General features: G+C 69.9%; 19 protein-coding genes, 1 tRNA gene and 1 pseudogene. 7 read left to right on the plus strand and 14 right to left on the minus strand.

Annotated features, from left to right (window positions below):
- Positions 1–228 precede the first annotated feature (228 nt).
- From Manayef4_RS06670 to Manayef4_RS06685, 4 genes are all read right to left on the minus strand, one after another.
- Positions 229–873: an alkaline phosphatase family protein gene (locus Manayef4_RS06670; protein WP_070131011.1), complete on the minus strand. Its 645-nt coding sequence runs from the start codon at positions 871–873 to the stop codon at positions 229–231.
- A gap of 53 nt (positions 874–926) precedes the next feature.
- Positions 927–2,384: an NF041680 family putative transposase gene (locus Manayef4_RS06675; RefSeq protein WP_070131012.1), complete on the minus strand. Its 1,458-nt coding sequence runs from the start codon at positions 2,382–2,384 to the stop codon at positions 927–929.
- A 132-nt stretch (positions 2,385–2,516) separates the two neighbouring features.
- Complete coding sequence (locus Manayef4_RS06680; RefSeq protein ID WP_254665496.1) at positions 2,517–2,933, minus strand: alkaline phosphatase family protein; 417 nt, start codon at positions 2,931–2,933, stop codon at positions 2,517–2,519.
- 166 nt (positions 2,934–3,099) lie between these two features.
- Positions 3,100–3,723: a hypothetical protein gene (locus Manayef4_RS06685; protein ID WP_175443335.1), complete on the minus strand. Its 624-nt coding sequence runs from the start codon at positions 3,721–3,723 to the stop codon at positions 3,100–3,102.
- 1,677 nt (positions 3,724–5,400) lie between these two features.
- On the opposite strand from Manayef4_RS06685, the gene Manayef4_RS06695 reads away from it, so the two are divergent.
- The 3 genes and pseudogenes from Manayef4_RS06695 to Manayef4_RS25735 form a co-directional block, all read left to right on the plus strand.
- Complete coding sequence (locus Manayef4_RS06695; protein ID WP_023841657.1) at positions 5,401–5,616, plus strand: hypothetical protein; 216 nt, start codon at positions 5,401–5,403, stop codon at positions 5,614–5,616.
- A 20-nt stretch (positions 5,617–5,636) separates the two neighbouring features.
- The gene (locus Manayef4_RS06700) at positions 5,637–5,882 is read left to right on the plus strand and encodes a hypothetical protein (protein ID WP_023841658.1); all 246 of its coding nucleotides are present in this window, start codon (positions 5,637–5,639) and stop codon (positions 5,880–5,882) included.
- A 30-nt stretch (positions 5,883–5,912) separates the two neighbouring features.
- Positions 5,913–6,935: pseudogene (locus Manayef4_RS25735) on the plus strand (recombinase family protein); the annotation flags it as partial.
- Between the two features lie 144 nt (positions 6,936–7,079).
- Here the strand turns inward: Manayef4_RS25735 and Manayef4_RS25740 are convergent.
- The gene (locus Manayef4_RS25740) at positions 7,080–7,487 is read right to left on the minus strand and encodes a hypothetical protein (RefSeq protein WP_035941847.1); all 408 of its coding nucleotides are present in this window, start codon (positions 7,485–7,487) and stop codon (positions 7,080–7,082) included.
- Positions 7,488–7,539: 52 nt separating this feature from the next.
- A tRNA-Leu gene (locus Manayef4_RS06715) sits at positions 7,540–7,620 on the minus strand.
- Between the two features lie 437 nt (positions 7,621–8,057).
- Between Manayef4_RS06715 and Manayef4_RS06720 the strand changes: the two genes are divergently transcribed.
- Complete coding sequence (locus tag Manayef4_RS06720; RefSeq protein WP_011435363.1) at positions 8,058–8,570, plus strand: hypothetical protein; 513 nt, start codon at positions 8,058–8,060, stop codon at positions 8,568–8,570.
- A 71-nt stretch (positions 8,571–8,641) separates the two neighbouring features.
- Here the strand turns inward: Manayef4_RS06720 and bcp are convergent, their stop codons facing one another.
- The 4 genes from bcp to Manayef4_RS06740 all read right to left on the minus strand — a co-directional run bounded on the left by bcp (position 8,642) and on the right by Manayef4_RS06740 (position 11,390).
- Positions 8,642–9,133: a thioredoxin-dependent thiol peroxidase gene (gene bcp / locus Manayef4_RS06725; protein ID WP_023841032.1), complete on the minus strand. Its 492-nt coding sequence runs from the start codon at positions 9,131–9,133 to the stop codon at positions 8,642–8,644.
- 154 nt (positions 9,134–9,287) lie between these two features.
- Positions 9,288–10,100, minus strand: a complete 813-nt coding sequence (locus tag Manayef4_RS06730; RefSeq protein ID WP_070131015.1) for a thioredoxin domain-containing protein — start codon at positions 10,098–10,100, stop codon at positions 9,288–9,290.
- Positions 10,057–10,623, minus strand: coding sequence for a MauE/DoxX family redox-associated membrane protein (locus tag Manayef4_RS06735; RefSeq protein ID WP_070131016.1), 567 nt, complete (start codon positions 10,621–10,623; stop codon positions 10,057–10,059). Before Manayef4_RS06735 ends, Manayef4_RS06730 begins: the two co-directional genes overlap by 44 nt.
- A complete protein-coding gene (locus Manayef4_RS06740) occupies positions 10,620–11,390 on the minus strand; it encodes an SCO family protein (RefSeq protein WP_011435367.1) in 771 nt (256 codons plus the stop codon). The genes Manayef4_RS06735 and Manayef4_RS06740 overlap by 4 nt, the downstream gene beginning before the upstream one ends.
- A 453-nt stretch (positions 11,391–11,843) precedes the next feature.
- Here Manayef4_RS06740 and Manayef4_RS06745 point away from each other — a divergent pair, with 453 nt between their 5' ends.
- Positions 11,844–12,269: a DUF3618 domain-containing protein gene (locus Manayef4_RS06745; protein ID WP_011435368.1), complete on the plus strand. Its 426-nt coding sequence runs from the start codon at positions 11,844–11,846 to the stop codon at positions 12,267–12,269.
- A gap of 60 nt (positions 12,270–12,329) precedes the next feature.
- On the opposite strand, the gene Manayef4_RS06750 is transcribed toward Manayef4_RS06745, so the two are convergent.
- The 3 genes from Manayef4_RS06750 to Manayef4_RS26350 all read right to left on the minus strand — a co-directional run bounded on the left by Manayef4_RS06750 (position 12,330) and on the right by Manayef4_RS26350 (position 14,595).
- The gene (locus Manayef4_RS06750) at positions 12,330–13,673 is read right to left on the minus strand and encodes a lysylphosphatidylglycerol synthase transmembrane domain-containing protein (RefSeq protein ID WP_070131017.1); all 1,344 of its coding nucleotides are present in this window, start codon (positions 13,671–13,673) and stop codon (positions 12,330–12,332) included.
- A gap of 63 nt (positions 13,674–13,736) precedes the next feature.
- Positions 13,737–14,165 (minus strand): ATP-binding protein, encoded by a 429-nt coding sequence (locus Manayef4_RS06755; protein ID WP_011435370.1) that lies wholly within the window; start codon positions 14,163–14,165, stop codon positions 13,737–13,739.
- Positions 14,166–14,466: 301 nt separating this feature from the next.
- Positions 14,467–14,595: a hypothetical protein gene (locus tag Manayef4_RS26350; RefSeq protein WP_023841030.1), complete on the minus strand. Its 129-nt coding sequence runs from the start codon at positions 14,593–14,595 to the stop codon at positions 14,467–14,469.
- Positions 14,596–14,971: 376 nt separating this feature from the next.
- On the opposite strand from Manayef4_RS26350, the gene Manayef4_RS06760 reads away from it, so the two are divergent.
- Positions 14,972–15,229 (plus strand): hypothetical protein, encoded by a 258-nt coding sequence (locus Manayef4_RS06760; RefSeq protein ID WP_023841029.1) that lies wholly within the window; start codon positions 14,972–14,974, stop codon positions 15,227–15,229.
- A gap of 933 nt (positions 15,230–16,162) precedes the next feature.
- Here the strand turns inward: Manayef4_RS06760 and Manayef4_RS06765 are convergent.
- Complete coding sequence (locus Manayef4_RS06765; protein WP_070131018.1) at positions 16,163–16,828, minus strand: hypothetical protein; 666 nt, start codon at positions 16,826–16,828, stop codon at positions 16,163–16,165.
- Between the two features lie 422 nt (positions 16,829–17,250).
- Between Manayef4_RS06765 and Manayef4_RS06770 the strand changes: the two genes are divergently transcribed.
- The gene (locus Manayef4_RS06770; protein WP_035908101.1) at positions 17,251–17,640 is read left to right on the plus strand and encodes a co-chaperone GroES; all 390 of its coding nucleotides are present in this window, start codon (positions 17,251–17,253) and stop codon (positions 17,638–17,640) included.
- Positions 17,641–17,868: the final 228 nt, after the last annotated feature.

Here is a 17,868-nt window from a genome sequence, read left to right on the forward strand (position 1 = left end):
TTGCTTCATGGACGATGCTCCGGCTCCGGGGTACGAGTCATTCCCTTCACTGCGAACATCTGCCCTCACGCTCACATGGACGGCTGAGCTGCGGAAACGGTGACAGCGGCGGGCCCCAGTTCGGCCAGTCCGCCGGGGACGGACGCCGAATCGCTCGCGCAGTATGGCCCCCGGCCCAGGACCYCTCCTTGCGTGTCCGCGAAGGGGGCGGCGCAGGGGGCCAAGGCGCTACTTCGTGTTCGAGGCGTGCAGGAGCGGGATGAGTAGCTCGTCAGAGGTGAGTGAGCCGTGGTGGYCGATGAATCGGCTCGACGTGGGTTCGACTTCCGATCGCACCATGACGAGGTTGTCCAGGGCGGCGACGACGAGATCGCCGATGCGTGGGCGGACGTCGGCGGCGATCTGCGGACCGAACCATCCCCTATCGATGGCCTCATCTCGGTGGGACACCAGGGCTCGCGTGCCGAGAACGTCGTGCCAGGTGMACCAGACATCATCGGTTGCGCCACGTTCGGTGTAGACGTGTCGGACGCGCGCCTCGCCACCGAGCATCCGTACGCCGTCTCGCAGCATCGGCTCGGTGTCGAGGTCGATCTGGTCGCCGTCAGTGACGGAGACCATGCCGTGGTCTGYTGTGATCACGAGCATGCTGTCCGTTGGGAGCCCCGTGGTGATCCGGGCCGCCAGGTGGTCGATGAGGGCCAGCTGCTGCCGCCAGGGCTCGCTGCCTGGCCCGTAAATGTGGCCGAGTGTGTCGAGATCACCGTGGYAGGCGTAGCAGAAGACCCGGTCGTGACTGTGCAGCGCTTCCAGGGCATGGCTGGCGAGGTCGCCGAGAGCGTGGACTCCACGGAACCGTCCACCGCGCAGCACGGCGCGGGTGAAGCCGCTGCCGTCCTGCGCATGCGGTGCGACTAGCTTGATCTTTAACCTGTGCGGCGTGGTCGTGGGGTCGTGGACTTCTTCGTCCGCCGCTGGGTGAGGTCCGCTTTGCCGACTATGTGCACGTCATGGCGTGGAGTGGGCTGGGTGTTCTTGCGGCCGGGTGGCCGGCCGGGGCCGGGTCGGGAGGGTTTCGGTGCTGCCGCGGGGCAGGTGGTCTTCGTGCGCAGGTGCCGAAAATCGCGGCGGATGCGTGCGGGTGTCAGACGGTCGGGTGGGCTGGGTCTCTCCCATGGTCGGCGTCGGTCGGCGGCCAGCGGGCGGGCCAGACGCAGCTGTGTGTAGGCGGCGAGGATCAGCCAGGTCCAGCGATCGGCCGCCTCGGGGGTGCGGACCTTCGGTGCCGTCCATCCGAGGGTCTGCTTGAACAGTCGAAAGGTGTGCTCGATATCGAAACGCCGCAGGAAGACCTGCCAGAGCAGGTCGACCTGAGCGGCGGTGGCGCCGGTGCCTGACCACCACAACCAGACAGGCTTGGGGTTGGCCCCGCTGGGCAGGCGCTCGACCTGCAGAAGGATCACGGTGCCCTCGATGACCGGCAGCACACCCAGGTCGGCGGCCCATGCCGAGCGGTGGGTCAGCCGCGGGTGGAGMCGGTCCCAGGCCCGTGCACTCGCCGTGCCGTAGAGACGGGTGTCGGTCACGGTCGCCTGGTCGGGGGTGGTCCAGGTGTCGGGGTCACCGAAGACGAACTCGCCACCGTGGCGGGGCGGGCGGCCGTAGGTGCCGGGGGTGCGGGGCTGTGCCGCGCGGCGCAGGACGCGGTCGGAGCGCATCCGGCCCAGCACCTGGACCGGCAGATCGCGGAGCAGGAAGGCCAGGCGGGGCACGTCGTAGCYGGCGTCCACCACGATGAGCATGTCCGGGTCGTGGTCTTTCCACTGCCCGGCTGCCCTCAGCCGCTCGACCAGCTCGCGTATCTGCCGGGCAGTGACCGCGGCGGCGTCGTCTCCGGGTGCCAGCCGCAGGGCGTCCAGCGGCGCGGTCCACGAGCTACRGCCTGTCTCCAGCGCGCAGATCACCGAGTACGGCCAGCCGGGGACGGGGATGTGCTGGTCCTTGCCACGTCCGTAGGTGTGGCACAGGATCCGCTGCGGTGACGTGTGCGCGTCGGGCCGCAGCCAGCAGGTGACATCGGCGGCTAGGACCAGCCGGCCGTCGGCCGCCCGTGGCAACGACACCCCGGCCACGGCCCGCTGTAGCCGGGCGATGTCCACCCGTCCGGCCGCCACCGCATCGTAGAGGCCACCGTGCCCGCGCCGGTGTTCGCCCACCAGCGACAGCTCCACCAGCGAGCRCACAGGGCCGTCCGCGCACAGGACGGCGTCAGCCAGCTCGAACAACGCATCGGCTCGCCGGGTCAGGCAGGAGTAGAACTCGTACCGGAAACGAGACAGTTCCGCGAACGGCTCCTGCCGGGCAGCATCATGCAGCAGACTCATCCTCACAGCTTTCGTGCCGAGCGTGTGCGCCTTGGTCGGAACACATGATCAGCCGAAGGCTGCCTACATGAACAGTGGCCTCCGAGCCGAGTGATCACAGACGACGGCTCGTTCGACGCCCAAGGTTAAAGATCAAGCTAGACGCACCTCCACACCGGCGTCGATGGCACGCTCGAAGACGGTTCGACGTGGCTGCACCTGCTCGGGAACGATCCGCGCCCGCAGGTCGATGGGTGGTCCTTGCCCGTGTCGTTGCCATCGCAGCGCGTTGAGCAGCTCGTCGGCGTCGGCGTCGGCGTCGGCGCCGACGCCGACGGCGAAGGTGTAGCCCACGATTCCGTGCTCGCCGGAGGGAACGCCGGTGCCGAGCGCGGCGATGCTCGTTGCCGTCGTCGTCGGGAATCCTGAGATGATTGGTTCGCGGTCCGTAGCCAGCGCGGATAGAAATGGCGCCTCGGTGTCGTACGATTGCAGCAGCCGCCATCCCAAGCCATCTACCAAGAGCAGACACACCCTGGACGCTCCGGGTAGCCCCAGAACGTTTGTCATGCCCGGAACCCCCAGCCCTGCCAGCAACGACGGCATGACGTCAGCGAGAGTGCCCCTCGGACAGGCCGGCACCGGTGATCTCATGATTTGCGGCTTTCGCTTAAAACGGATGGATACTTGTCTTTTCGCCCAGCTGCGATCACAGATCATCTCAGGCTGGCGGGTGCTATCGGCTGGCTTTGCCRACGGCGTCTGCCCAGGCCAGGAGAAGTTCGGGGCCGTGGCGTTTCATGAGCCGAGCGATGATCGTGTCCACGATCAGGTCCAGCAGGTAGTGCTGGGGATGATCGAAAGTAGCGGACATGGCATCGTCGGCGTTGAGGTCGACTTCACTGCCGGGCGCGTCGGGGTCGAACTCCTCCTCACGGATGTGCCACAGCTCCAGCAGGAGCGCGCTCACCTGCGGGTCGGGAAGCTGGGTGACGGTCTGCGAGAGCAGGCCGGTCAGATAGTCGTCGACGTCCCAGACCAGTGCGCCGACGTTCGCGGTGATCTCTTTGCCGACGCCGTGTAGGGCGGGGTCGCCTATTGCCTGCTCCAGGATTTTCTCGTCGGATTCGAAAGGGGCTTGCCCACGCCTGAGGTTGTACAGCCGTGGTACGGCCATGGTGACGAGGGAGCTGAGTTGCAGGTAGCTGTTCGCGCCTGCTGAGGCGATCGTTTTGGACGCGAGCATCTCACCCATGGTCATCCCTTGGGGCAGGCCGGTCCCCACCATCTCCGGATGGGTGATGTTGCGCAGGTAATCGGCTCTGGYGGTCTCGGTGAGACGGTCCAGAGCGGGCGTCACACGTGCCATATCCCGGAAGGATAACGGACACCGGTATCGCTGTGCGTAGCGGTTTCGTCTTTGTTGGGTGAGAATTGCGCGTGCGGACCCGCGGTCGTACGCGTCATGGCCAGATAGACCGGCTGGTAGTGCCCCGCTGAGCAGGGAAGACGGCAGGCGGCTGGTGGTACGGCGGTTGGCCGGCGCGGGCATGCCAGCGTCCGCACAGCGAGAGGGCTGCGGGGCCGTGACCAGCGGATGGGCCACGTAGGCCGAGCCGCCAGCCGCGCCGCGGTCCGTCACCGAGAGGCCGGCTTCTTCGACGACGCACGGTCCCGCGGGTGCCCCCGTTCTGGCCGGTCCCCGCCGGTCGTGCTGGGCGAGCTGGTTCCGTCCAATCCCGGCGGTGGCGCTGGTTCCTGGTTCCTGGTTCCGCCGGTCGTCTCGGCCGGCTCCGCCGCCGGTGGTGTCGATCCTTCGGGTCTTGCTGTCGCGTCGGCGACGCCGTTCTGGCCGGGCCGGGCGTTCCGTGTCGCTTCGGGTCCGGTCGGGCGGGGCCGCGGTTGACGGCTGCGGGTGGGTCTGTGGTCGGCCTAGCCGGTCGGGATACGGCCCAGTCTGTCGACCGACCCCGGGGTCCGGGTCCGGACCCGGACCCCGGGGTCGGCGTGCGGACGACGGAGGGTGGTGCTGATCCGGTTGGTGCTCCCCCGGACGGTCGGGGCGGTGCGCGGGTCGTCTTGGGGTAAGGGCCTCGACCGGCATGCCGGTCGAGGTCGCCAGCATGTGGCAGGCCGGCGGGCGCCGGACACCGGTTCCTCGTGGGTGATGGCCTCTGGAAGGCACCCGACGGCAGGGCGTGGCGTGCGGTCTGCAGCTTGCGGAGGGAGTCGGTCCGTGCCTGCTGTTGGGACATGACAGCGATCTTCGCGGGCATGATCGCTGTGCCCAGCGATCATGGTTCGGGTGAACTAGTTCATGCAGACTAGAAATCGCTGTGAATGCACGTCGCGGCACATGTCGATCTTTACCTCTGGTGRTCCGGTGGGTGGTCGCCATTCTTGACTAATCAGCAGCGAAAATCGGCGATGCACAGCGGCCCGCTGGGCATGCACAGCGGGACCGTGCACGCGACCCATAAAAAAGATCTATCAATAAAGTTGGAGGGTGAATGGCAAAAACAGGCCCAGAAACCGGTCTCCTCTACGACGGCAATTTTCGGCCCGTGGAGGAGACCGCCTCGTGCCCGACCCGGCCCACCCCGATCCCGGCCGCACCGGCCCACCCGACCCGCACCCACCGCGGGCCCTGCGGCCCGCATCACCTGCAGCACAGGAGGCCAGCGGCACGCAGCCGCAGCCCGAGCCGCCTGCGGGGCCGCCGCCGGCAGCGGTCGACCCGCCGCCGCGGTCGGATTCCCCACGAACACCCCGGGGTGAGTCGGGGTCCGGACCCGGACCCGTTCCCGGTCCGACCCCCGGCTTTCCCGGCGAGGGGAATCCGCACCCGGCTCCGGTGTTCCTCTGTCCACGATCCGATCCCGAATCGGGTTTCTTTCCCTGCTTTCCTGGGCATCATCCGGCCCGGCATGGCGTTACTCTTTCCAGAACCACCCCGGACACCGCTCCGTGCCCCGCCGGCAGCGGCTGTTCACCCCTGCCCTGCGCACCCCTCGTTTTCCCGACGCCTGGAGGCGATATGACGGCTGGCACCACCCCTGGTCACCCCCACGACTCCGACGACGACAGCGGCGTGGTGCCGCTGCGGGACACCCGCCACGTGGAGATCGAACGGATCGAGACCGAACCGATGACCGACGACCAGGAACGTGCCGCCATCCGCGCGCTCGCCGCGCTCATCACCTACTGGCAGCAGCAGCGGCCCGCCCCACCTGCCAAGGACGACGCCGCCTAATACCCCGGGGGGGTAACGCCATGCCCATCACCCGCCAACGCCTGCCCTGGCGGCGCCGACCCGCCGCCAGCCCACCCGGTTTGCTGCGGGTCGCCGTCTACCAGCGGCACCGGCCCGACGCCGCCGGCCCGGGTTCCCTCGACGCCCAGCACGACCGGATCCGCGCGTTCCTCGACGCCCACCTCGGGCGGGATCTCATCCCCGACCAGCCCGCCACCGGCCCCCACCGGCACGACGTCCACACCCCGCCCCGGCGACACGTCTGACCCCCGTCTGAACCCTGGAGCCGCCCGGCCATGCCCCGTTCCAACGCCCGCCGCGTCACCAGCCCCCGCACCCGCGACGCCTTCGCCAGCACCCTGCCCGCCACCGTCCGCGTCGGGATCTACCTACGCCGCTCCACCGACGACGACCACCAGCGCTACACCCTCGACGCCCAGGAAGACCGGCTCCGCTCCTACGTCGACTCCCAACCCGGCTGGGAGATCACGCTGCGGTTCTCCGACGACGCCTCCGGCGCCAGCACCGACCGCAAAGATCTCCACCGCGCACTGGCCGCCGCCCGCAACGGACTCATCGACGTCCTGCTCGTCTACCGGGTCGACCGGCTCTCCCGCAACCTGCGCGACACCGTCCAACTGTTGGAAGACCTCGACGAGGCAGGCGTCGTGTTCCGGTCCGCCACGGAGCCGTTCGACACCTCCACCCCGATGGGCCGCATGCTCCTGCAGATGCTGGCCATGTTCGCCCAGTTCGAACGCGACACCATCATCGACCGCGTCGTCGCCGGGATGGAACGTAAAGCCCGCGAAGGCCGCTGGATGAGCACCCAAGCCCCCTACGGCTACCACGTCGACAAGCCCACCTGGACCCTCATCCCCTACGAACCCGAAGCCGCGATCATCCGGGCGATCTTCGAGCTCTACACCCGCCGCCGGCTCGGCGCCCGCGCGATCGCGACCACCCTCAACGACCGCGGACACCGCACCYGCAGCGGTAACCAGTGGACCGGTCACCAGGTCCTGCGCTACCTCGACAACCGCGTCTACCTCGGCGAAGCATCGTTCCGGGACATCGTCGTCGTCGACACCCACCAGCCGATCATCGACCGGGCCATCTTCGACGACGCCCAGCGGCTGCTCACCGCCCGCAGCGAAGCCCACTCCCGCCGGRCCTCCAACGCCTCCGACTACCACCTCACCGGCCGGATGCGCTGCCCCCGCTGCGGCAAAACCATGCTCGGGACCCGCGCCACCGGCCGCCATGGCCGCAAATACCGCTACTACACCTGCTTCACCCGCAACCGCTACGGCTCCGACCGCTGCGACGCCCCCCGACTGGACGCCGACGCCATCGACCACGCCGTCCTCGAAGCCCTCGCCGACTTCTACCGCGAGCAGCACACCCTCATCGCCGACGCCGTCAAAAGGGCCCAGCAGGCCCACCGCAACGCCCGCGGTGACCTACGCACCGAACTCACCACCGTCGACACCGAACTCACCCAGACCAACCGGGCGATCGACCGCTACCTCACCGCATTCGAACATGGCACCATCGACGAAGAAACCATCGGGGAACGCCTCGCGAAACTCCGCACCCAACAGAAACAGCTCCGCAACCGCCACAGCGAACTGACCGATCAGATCGCCCGCGAACCCGTCACACCCGCCCCCGCCGCCCTCGACACCATCGCCGCGAACATCACGATCGTCATCAAGACCGGCACCAACCAGCAACGCAAAGCACTCATCGAAGCACTCATCGCCGAAGTCAAGATCAGCGGACCCGACCGGCTCATACCCGTCTTCCGCATCCCACAACCCGACCCCGACGACGACCAGCCACCCACCCTGACCGCCGTCGCAGCCCACCCACCAGCCACAACAGCCCCGAAGGGACCGGTTCGCGCAATGAATACCCGGGTGCGGGAGGGGGGACTTGAACCCCCACGCCCGAAGGCGGCAGATCCTAAGTCTGCTGCGTCTGCCATTCCGCCACTCCCGCGTCACCTCCAGAGTAGCGATCGCCTCACCTGGGGGGCGCTCCGCCTCCCGCCGGGTTATGCCCCGCATCCTCACCAGGACCGCGGACAACCGCGGACAACCGCGGACAACCGCGGACAACCGCGGACAACCGTGGACAACCGTGGACGACCGTGGGCAGCCGCGGGTAGCCATGGAGGCTGCCCCAGTCCGGCCACGAACCTTCGTAGTGAGCCATTCACGAGGTTTACCGGTATCGGCCGGGTTTGGTGGACGCCAGGGCGGACAGATATCGACAGTCCAGAGGGCTCACGCCGCCGGTCGCCGAGGCTCGTCCCGCGGTCGTCGGGACGACAACCGTGAGAGGGCCGTTGTCGTCAGCCTGACTCGCACGGCTATCCGACCGGCGGCAGGGTTGTTTCGCGCCGGTTTGGCCAGGACGACTGGGAGACGATTCATATGACCCTCACCGAGGTCCCGCGCTCCGCCCCCGCCGATGTTCCGCCCACCGGCGAGGCACCGGCACAGGTCGAGAGCCCGCCGGCCAAGATCAGGGCCAAGATCAGGGCCGAGGCCAACGTCAGGGCCGGGAACGAGACCGGGAACGAGGCCCAACGGCTGGTCGGCCCCGGCCCCCGCCACGCCGCCCAGCGTGCCCTCCTCGAACGGAACCGGGCGTTGAAGCTCATCGACACCGGTCGGGCGACGACCGCGGCCGTCTGCGCGGTCCGTGACACGGGCCTGCGGGTGAACGGCAGGCCGGTCGCCGAGGTTCATCTGCTCATCGAACGCCCCGGCGCGTGGGGCAACGTGTATCCGGTGGTGCGCAGCACGGTCCTTCCCGACCCGGACGTCGACCTGAGCGAGGCGGCGACGGCTTCGTCGGGCCGCCCGCGTCGTATCCCCGTGCTGGTCGATCCGCACCGTCCGGAGAACGTGCTGCTGGGCTGGGATCTGCGGCCGGCGAGCTGACGAAGCCGTCAACGAAGCGGCCGACGAAGCCTGCGGGATGGGTCGGCCAGGCGCCTCAGGGACGGTCCCGGTCAGGCGGCTGCGAGGCCCAGGTCGCGCAGCAGCTTGGCGACATGACCGGTCGCGCGGACGTTGTACTGCGCCACCTCGATCGTGCCGTCCGTGCCGATCACGAACGTCGAGCGGATCACGCCGATGGTCTTCTTCCCGTACATTGTCTTCTCGCCGAAGGCGCCGTACGCGGCGAGCACCTTCCGCTCCGGGTCGGAAAGCAGCGGGAACGTCAGGGCTTCCGTGTCGCGGAACTTCACCAGCTTGGCGGGCTTGTCGGGAGAGATCCCGAGCACGTCGATGCCGGCGTTGTCGAGCTGGGCGAGGCTGTCCCGGAAGTCGCAGGCCTGCTTCGTGCACCCCGGGGTCGACGCGGCCGGATAGAAGTAGACGACGACCCGCCGTCCCCGGTAGGACGCCAGGGACACCTCGTTCCCCTCGGAGTCGGGCAGGGTGAAGTCGGGTGCGATGTCGCCGGGGACCAGACGGGCGGCGTTGGCGGTCTCAGTCATGGCCCGAAAAGTAGCCGTGGCCCGCGCGGGACGGCAAACCCCCGGCGGACAGATCCCCAACGTGGCGAGGTTCGGGGGACCTGGGCACGGTCTGTGCACCGTGGACCGTGCCCAGGTCCCCCATCTGCTCAGGCTGCCCTGCTCAGGAGCCCGGTCAGGCTGCCGCGTCGACCGCCGCGCGGAAGCCCTCCGGGGTGAGCTGCTCCCCGGACAGCCGCTTGCCGTTGACGAAGACGGTCGGCGTGCCGGTGACGCCGGCCTTCGATGCGTCCTCGTCAACCTTGGCGACGTACCCGTCGTAGGTCCCCTCGTTGACCGCTTTCCGGTACGCCTGCGAGGTCAGCCCCGCTTTCGCTCMGAGCGTGATGAGCGTGTCGTTGGTGAAGCCGCCGGTGCGCTCCTCGGGCTGGTTCGCGTACAGCACATCGTGCAACTGCCGGAACCTGCCCTCGTTGGCGGCTGCCGCCGCCGCGTTCGCTGCCCGCTTCGACTCCGGCCCGATGAACGACATCATGTGGTAATCGATCTTGATTTTGCCGTCGTCAAGGAGCTTGCCGATGGTCGGCCCGGTTGTCTTCTCCAGCGTCCCGCAGATGGGGCACTGGAAATCCTCGTACAGGTCGACGGTGACCGGCGCGGACGCCTTGCCGACGACGATGCCGTGATCGGTGCCGGTGGCGCTCGCTGGCAGGACCACCGGCTTCGACTCCTCGCGGGAGTTCTGGACGGCGAAGCCAATCACGCCGACCAGGACGAGAACGGCCAGCACCACGCCGGTGATGATGCCGCGCCGCCGTCGCCGTTCCCGCGCTGCCGCCGCGGCCCGCGCCGCCGCGGCCTTGGCCCGTCGCTCCTGTCCGCTGACCGTCTTGCCTCCACTTGCCGGGGGGGTCGCGTCGGGCCTTGCGCCGCCGCCAGGGGCCCTACCGCCGGTTGTCAACGGTGCCTTCTTCGACTTCGCAGCCATCAGCGGTACTCCCGGAAAGATCGTTCACTGGTTGGTCGAGGAGACGGTCCACCGCCAGGTAGCCGCTCGGCCGCCAGGCCAGCAGCCCGGCGGCGGCGAGCAGCAGGCTGTCGCGGATCAGCTCGGAGGTGTAGTGCGTCGGGGCGTCGGCAGTGAGATCACCCCCAGAGGAGAAGCAGCCGCAGTCGATCCGCAGCCCCCGGGTGGCGGCCGACGCGATCGCTGCGATGTAGACGGCGAACATCACCGCGGACACGACGGCGGACAGCCGCACGGCGAGCCCCACGACGAGCAGCATCCCCAAGGCGATCTCCAGGAACGGGACGCCGTACGCGATCGGCTGCACGAGGGCATCGGGCAGGATGCGGAACACCCGCACGGAGCGCACCATCCCGTCCGGGTCGTTGACCTTCAACAGCCCGGCGACCAGCCAGACCACGCCGAGGCCGAGGCGCAACACTGTGGAGACGGCGCGACTGGCCGGCTGCATGGGGGTGACAAGGCTGTAGGTGATCGGATTCAAGACCGTGCTTCTTCTGATCCGGACCGCTCGGCGGTCAGTTTGGGCAGGTCGTCGATGTATTCCTGGACGCTGGTCCCCGCCAGGTACAGCGCGCGGATCCTGTCATCCCGAGAGAAGACGATGACCTGGGCGCCATGGGTGACCAGAACGGAGCCGTCGGCCTGGACCTCCGGTTTCTCCAGGGGAACGCCCAAGGCCTCGGCCTCGGTACGGATCCGGTCGAACGGGCCGCGGACGCCGATGAAGGTTGCGTTGAACTGTTTAAGCCAACGGCTGAGGACCGCCCCCGTATCCCGATCAGGGTCGGTCGTCACGAAGACGACCGTCACCTGGTCACGCACGTCCGGTTTCACCTCGCCGAGTGCCGACGCGAGGTCCGCCATCGTGGTCGGGCAGACGTCCGGACAGTGGGTGTAGCCGAAGAACAGCATAGTGATCTTCCCCTGCGTGCGTGTGCGCAGGTCGAAGGGACGGCCGTCGGCGTCGGTGAGGTTGAGGGCCGGCTTGGCCAGCCGCCTGGCCGGGACGGTGCCGTGCAGGCTGCCGTCGCCGCCRTTGCCCACATCGACGATCTTCACTCCGGTGTCGGTTCCCGAGCCGGCGCAGGCGGTGAGCAGCGCCATCGAGGAAGCGACCAGGACCGTGGCAATGGTTCCGGCCAGCGCCGGACGGCGCCGCCGGGAGCGCGACGGGGGGAACTGTCCAGGCGGGGAACCGGCGTCGTGACGGGAACCCGTGTCGTGACGAGGATGGTGGACTGGGGACATGACGCTCCAGGGCAGGGCCGGGCAGGACGGATCGGGGCCACGGAAAACGTGTCCGCCTGACTGCGGCAGGTGCTGACGGTGGGAGTCGCCCGGGGCGACTCCCACCCGGGCCAGAGCACCGCTGGCCGTCGCGCACAGCGTTCAGCGTAATGTCCCGCCGGACGGATTCCGGTGTGCGGTTGCTTCCGCCTGTGGCGCCAGCTGCGCGGTGTCTGCGGCGCCAGCTGCGCGGTACGGAGACCGGGACCGGACGGGGCGAGACGCCGCGCGTCAGGGCGCCCGCGTGACGTGTCGCGCCACTGGCGGTTTGGTCTCGCCGGGCGGTGATGTGTCTGGCACGATCGTTGCAGGCCGGTCGCACCCGACGGAGATGTCMGTGGCGTCCATCGACGCCGATCGACGCCAGCCGCGGGAGCGCGTCCGCCATTCGCAACGGACGAGAGGGCGACATCGGTGCCGCAGGACCCGGCCGTGATCCAGCAACAGATCGAAGAGACCCGCGCCGAACTGGCGGAGACGATCGATTCCATCACGGAGATCGTCAGCCCGCGCCGCGTCGCCGAGCGGGCCCAGATGCAGCTGCGGGTGAAGACCGCCGAACTGCGCCACAGGTACGGTCCGGCCCTCGGGATCGGCCCGGGGCCGGCGCTTCCCGAACTGGAAGCCGGCGTCGGAGCCGATGGCGTGGACCGGCGGGGGGATGCGGGCACGCTGACCGGGGGTGCGCTGGACGGCAGGGCGGTGCCCGGCCCCTCTGGCGGCGCCACCGTGGTCCGGGTGGTGCGCTGGGAGCGGGTCGTTCTCGTGGGTGGAGGTGTGCTGCTCCTGGTGGGTGGGATCCGTCATCGCCGTCGTCGCCGGTCGTCCCGGCGCGGGTGAGCGGCCCGCCCGCCCGCCTGGGCCGCTCCCGGGCCGGTCGCGCCGACTCCCTGCCCCCGCCTACAGGTCGCCGGTGCGGCGCAGCCAGGCCAGCATGAGGATCCCCGGCAGCACCGGCAGCCAGAAGCTGATCAGGCGGTAGACGAGGACCGCGGTGAACATGGACGCCGCCGTACCGCCCGCGGCCGCGAGCCCGAAGGCCAGTGCCGGTTCGATCGCGCCGATGCCGCCGGCTGTCGGCGCCGCGCCGGCTACCATCGAGCCGATGAGGTAGACCGCGGCAACGGACAGCAACGTCATGCTGGTGCCGAATGCCCAGACCGTGCAGGCGAGCGCGAGGATCTGGAAGAAGCGTGTCCCTGTTTGGGACAGCAGCAGCAGCAGAGCCCGGCACGGGGAACGGGCGAGGATCTTCAGATGGGTGTCGAAGGCCCGCACCGCCGGCCGGGCCTTCGACCGGATCCGTGGATGGGCCACGGTGCCCGTCACGAGCGCGCAGACCGCCCCACAGCCGAGCACGAACGGCCCCGGCCCGAGCCCCTGGACAGTGGACCGCAGCGGGTTGGCCACGGCAGCCCCGATGCCCGAGTCGCTGAGGGTGCCGGCGACCAGGACGATGCCCCCGAGGTGCGCCACCCCGCCGGCCACCTTGATCGACGTGATGGCCGCCAGGGCCGCGGGACGCGTCATCCCGCGCCGTTCCAGGAAACGCAGATGGATCGCGATGGCCCCGAGACCCGCGGGCACGATCCGGTTCGCCRCCGCTGCCGCGACCTGCAGGCCGGTCACGGTGCGTAGCTCGATCCGCAGGCCGCTGGCCGCCCGCGTGGACAGGCCGTTGGCGAAGTAGAACAGGACCGAGGAGAGCGCGCAGATGACGAGCCAGTGCCAGCGGGGCGTGGGAACGCCGGCCAGCCGTGAGGCCATGTCGCCGCGGAAGCGCACGGCCAGGATGGTGAGGGGCACGGCGAGCACGCCGGCGAGCAGGACGTTGCGCCGCCGGGACCGGGACGATCGAACCGGTCCGAGACGGAGCGCGAGCGGTTCGGCGAAGACGTGGACGTCACCGGCCGGGGATGCGACGAGCTCGCCCCTCGGTGTCGTTGTAGAGCTCGGTTTCGTTGTAGAGCTCGGTGTCGTTGCAGCCACGTCGTCGGAGTTGTCGTCCGGGTGGGCACCGGGGCGTCGTAGTAGCTGCCGGGTCAGCACCACCGGCGGTGGAAGCGGGGGCGCGGGCGCGGCGGCGCTCTCGGCGCTGACAGCGCCGAGCAGGACCGGAGTCTCGATGACTACCCCCGTAGGATCGACAGGCGCGATCACGGTCGTGATGCAGAGGAGACGTACGTCACGGTACGCGGCTTGACGGTATGCGGCTTGGCTGAACAGCAGCTGAAGCAGTCTCATTGCCAACCTGGCCACCGGAAGTCGCGCGACGACGCTTCGGGAGGAATCGGTCGGCGGCCCTGGTCAGGAGCCGCAGACCGCCTCGATCGGATCCTGTTGGCGTGGCAGGTCGAACCAGACCTGCTTGCCTGACCCCCGGGTGTCCGGTACCTCGACGACACCCCACTGCATTGCCAGCGCGGCGACCAGATGCAGGCCCCGGCCCGACTCGTCGTCGTCGTGGGCGGGCTTCAGCACCGGCCACAGCGAGCTTCCGTCGTCGACCGCGATGCGGATCCGGTCGTCGCGCAGGGACAGTGTGAGGCACAGGGCGGCGCGGGCGCCGACGAAGCGCACCGCGTTCGTCACGACCTCACTGACGAGTAGCTGCGCGACCTCGACGGTCTCCGGGCGGCCCCAAGCGGCGAGCAGCTCGGTGACCAGCCGGCGGGCTCGGCTGGCGGCGCGGGGATCGGCGGGCAGGTCGAAGCGTGCGCTGAGAGCTTCGGCCACGCCTCACCTTCCGGGGGGTTGTCAGTCACGGTCGTCGTTCCGGTGCGGGGGTCTGCCGCGTCGCGTTACTGCCACCATGACCGCCCCCCCAAACCTGACCCTCTGTGGTCGTCGAGCCGGGCAACGGCCACGCGACGCATCTGGATACCGCGACCGGGACGTCCGGGCGACGCGACGCGCCGAGGACGGCATCGGCGCTTCCCCCGCCGGGGTGCCGGGCCGGGGTGGCAGGCCGTCCCAGCGGGGCGGGTCGGCCTGCCCCGCTGGGACGGCCGGGCGGGTGACCACGTCGGGGATGGCGTCAGATGACGTCGATGCCGTCCAGCACCGACTCGCGGCGAGCCATCCAGGCCCGCGTGACCTCGTCGACCGCGGTCTGGTCGATGCGGGCCGCCGCCGCCGACAGATCGCTGCGGGGGGACGGCACCATGTCCGCATCCGCATCCGCTCGCGCGGCTGTTCGCGGCATGGCAGCCCGACCGGGGTGTGACGAGTTCGGCGGGTCGATCCCAGGTTGCGCGTACCGGCTACCGTAGCCATGCGGTACACCACCGGTTCCGTCCGGGGCGCGCCCGTCGGGCGGGGTCGGGTTCCGATCGAAGGCCGGCCCGGGGTGGTCGGGACGGCCGATGGGCCGTGGGCCGGGCTGGTCCCTCGTCGGCTGCCCACCCGGTTCCGCGCGCCGCTGCGGTGCTCGGGGACGGTCTGCCCAGGCTCTCGCCCCGTTCCCCGCGGGGCGTCCCGGGGACTCGGCCGGGCCCGGCCGTCCGCGGTCGGGCTGTCCGCGGTGTGTGGATCCCGGCTGCATGGATCCCGACCGGGTGGATTCCGGCGGCGTCGGCCCCGGCTGGGGTGATGGCCGGCCCTGGTGGCGTCCGGGCCCCGGCAGCGCGGGACCGGGGTCCGACGGGCCGCCTGGCCCGGTTCCGGTGCCGGTCATCGAGCGCGGCGTCTCGACCCTGGCCGTGGCCATCTCGACCGGACCGGAGATCGAGGGAGCGGGCCGGGATGACGGCACGACGACATCGTCCCGGGCCACCGACGGGTTTACGGCCGGCGGGTAGCCGTCCGCGGCGGACCGGTCCCGGTCCGTGGGGTACCCGCCCGTCGGATACCGGTCCGAGGAGTATCCGTTGGGAGCATGTTGCCGCCCGCCGGGCAGTCGTGGCCGGGCACCGGTTGGCCGCGGAGCACCCCGCTGGGCGGGATGGGCAGCCGGGGGCGGGTAGCCCGAACGGTCGGAGTATCCGCCGGACGGCGGGTGGTCGGAGTCTGCCGGGGACCCCATGGGCAGGTGGGCAGCCGCCCCGGGCATCGGCTCGGGGAACTGTCCAGGAACCGGGACAGGCGGCCTGACCGGTGACTGTGGTGGCGGGGGTGACTGTGGTGGCGGGGGTGACTGTGGTGGCGGGGGTGACTGTGGTGGCGGGGGTGACTGTGGTGGCGGGGGTGACTGCGGTGCGGGCGGTCTGGCCGCGGGGCGAGCCGGAGGGAACATCCTGGCCTCGTCAACCGCCCGGCTGTCCGGTGCGGCGCCCGGCGACATGCCGGTGATCGCGATGATCGACGCGCAGGGCCAGAGACGGTCGCAGCTCAGGCAGAGGTCGAACTCATTCGGCTGATGAAGGTCGATGAGGGTGATCAGCGAGTGAATATGCTCGACGATCTTCGGGCCGACCAGGACCGGCCCACGGGCGATGACGTCGAGCTCCGAGCGCAGTCGCCCGTGATACTGCTCGACGTCAGCAAGGCGCGGATCCTCCATCACCGGCAGCATGCACCATAGCGGGCCAGCGGGCACGAAGGGTGTAGCCCGTTCGGGTTCACCGTCACCGCTGACTCACGTTCCGTTTCTGACTCGCGGTGCCAGACGCCGCTGATGGTTCCCTCTCCCTTACGTGCGGTGAGGGCGGGAAGTGGGTTCGCCGGGACGGGCCGCATGGTCATGCCGAGCCGGAGTCCGGACGGCGTGGCCGCGGGGAGGCGCTGATCGCAGATCAGGACCGGTCCGGCCGGACCTCGTCCGTGCGGCGGACCTGCCGCATCAGACCCTCCTGAAGCCTGGCGAACTCCTCGATGTAGGGACTTTCGACCTGCCCGGGGGCACCTCCGGGCTCCTTGCCCGGCGCGGACCGGTCGAACGGCTCGAAACCCGCGAACTGCCCGCCGGCACCCGGCGGCATGCGGTCGGGCTGGCCGTCGAACGCGGGATAGTGCCCACCCCCCGCCGCCTGAGCGCCCCGCTCGGCGGGTCCGTCGTACCCGGGTCCGTAGGAGGACGGCAGGCCGTTGCTGCTCTGCGGGACCGCACGGTCCGCGGCGTTGTCGAACGCCGGGTAGTGGGCACCGTTGGCCGAGGCCGCGCGGTCGGTGGGACCGTCGTAGGCGAACCCCGAGCCGTTGGGACTGCCGGCCCCGGGGCTGATCGAGAGCGGGGCGCCGCGCATGCTGTCGCCGGAGGTGTCCGGCTGCTCCGTGGAGAGGAACCCCTCGGATGCCGGGTAGATGCGGRCCGACAGGCTGACCGACATCGGGTCACTGCCGTAGGTGATGACGTCAACCTGGTCCTCCGCGCTGATGCCGCCGCTGCGGGCGAGATCGACGAAGCGGAACAGATCGGCCCACCGTAGCCCATCGAGGTCGACGCTGATACGCAGTGCCATGATCGTGCCCCATCCCTGAGGTTCGTTACGTGCCGACGGTTACCTGGGCGCCAACGGACGATCGAGGGGTGACCGGCTCGCCCCCGTCAGCGCCAGCCCGGGCGGCGATGGGCGGCAGCTTATACCGCGTTGGGRGACCATTCCCCATCCGGGGAGGTTCGGCTGGCTCTGCTCCGATAAGGCGAAGTGGGGGTATCGCGTTCTTCGTCGCGTCCCGTCACCCGAGGGCATTCCCGGGCGGAACGTTGGCGGGGAATCAGGACGGCCGGGCTGGCCCCTCCGGTGAGGAGGTGTGGGGTGCGTGGATGCCGGCCGGGAGGCGTGGAAAGTCTCGGCCGGCGGACGTGGTCGGTCGATCGGGCGGTCGTGAAATGCCGCCTGGGGTGTCACCGGTGATTGGAAGGCGGGTAGTGTCCGACCCTGTGAACGTTGTGTCCGGCGGTGTCAACGGGGTCGGCGCGGCTGGGGTGGGCACGCAATCGGGTGTCATGCAGTCCGGCGCGCTGCCAATCAGGCTCCTGCACGACCGCGTGCTGGTCGAGCCGCGTGAGGATTCCGTGGACCGGCGGTCGAAGGCGGGCATCGTCATCCCCCCGACCGCGCATATGGGGAAGCGCCTGTCCTGGGCGGACGTCGTCGCGGTGGGGACGGCCGTGCGGACCATCCAGGTTGGCGATCGGGTGTTGTTCGACCCCGAGGACCGGGCCGAGGTGGAGCTGCACTCGACCACCTACGTTCTGCTGCGGGAGCGGGACGTGCACGCCGTCGCGGCGGAGCGGTTGGACGACGGCCTGACGGGTCTGTATCTCTAGATCCGGCCGGTCGGCCCCCAGGCTTGCGTGGCCCTTTCCGACCATCCGATGACGGCGCGGCGTCCAGGTGGTGTACGGTGCCGCATCGATCGAGATGCGGGCGGTCCACCGGAGTCGTGATGTTTGATCATGGCTGTGGCGGGAGTGACACCGCGCCAGCCAGGCGCTGCCTGGCCTGACGCGGTTCCGCCCCGTATCCTTCGCTCGGCTCTGGAGATCCGCGTTCCG

The sequence above is a fragment of the Frankia sp. CgMI4 genome (genome assembly GCF_001756285.1).
Classification (GTDB): Bacteria; Actinomycetota; Actinomycetes; order Frankiales; family Frankiaceae; genus Frankia; species Frankia casuarinae.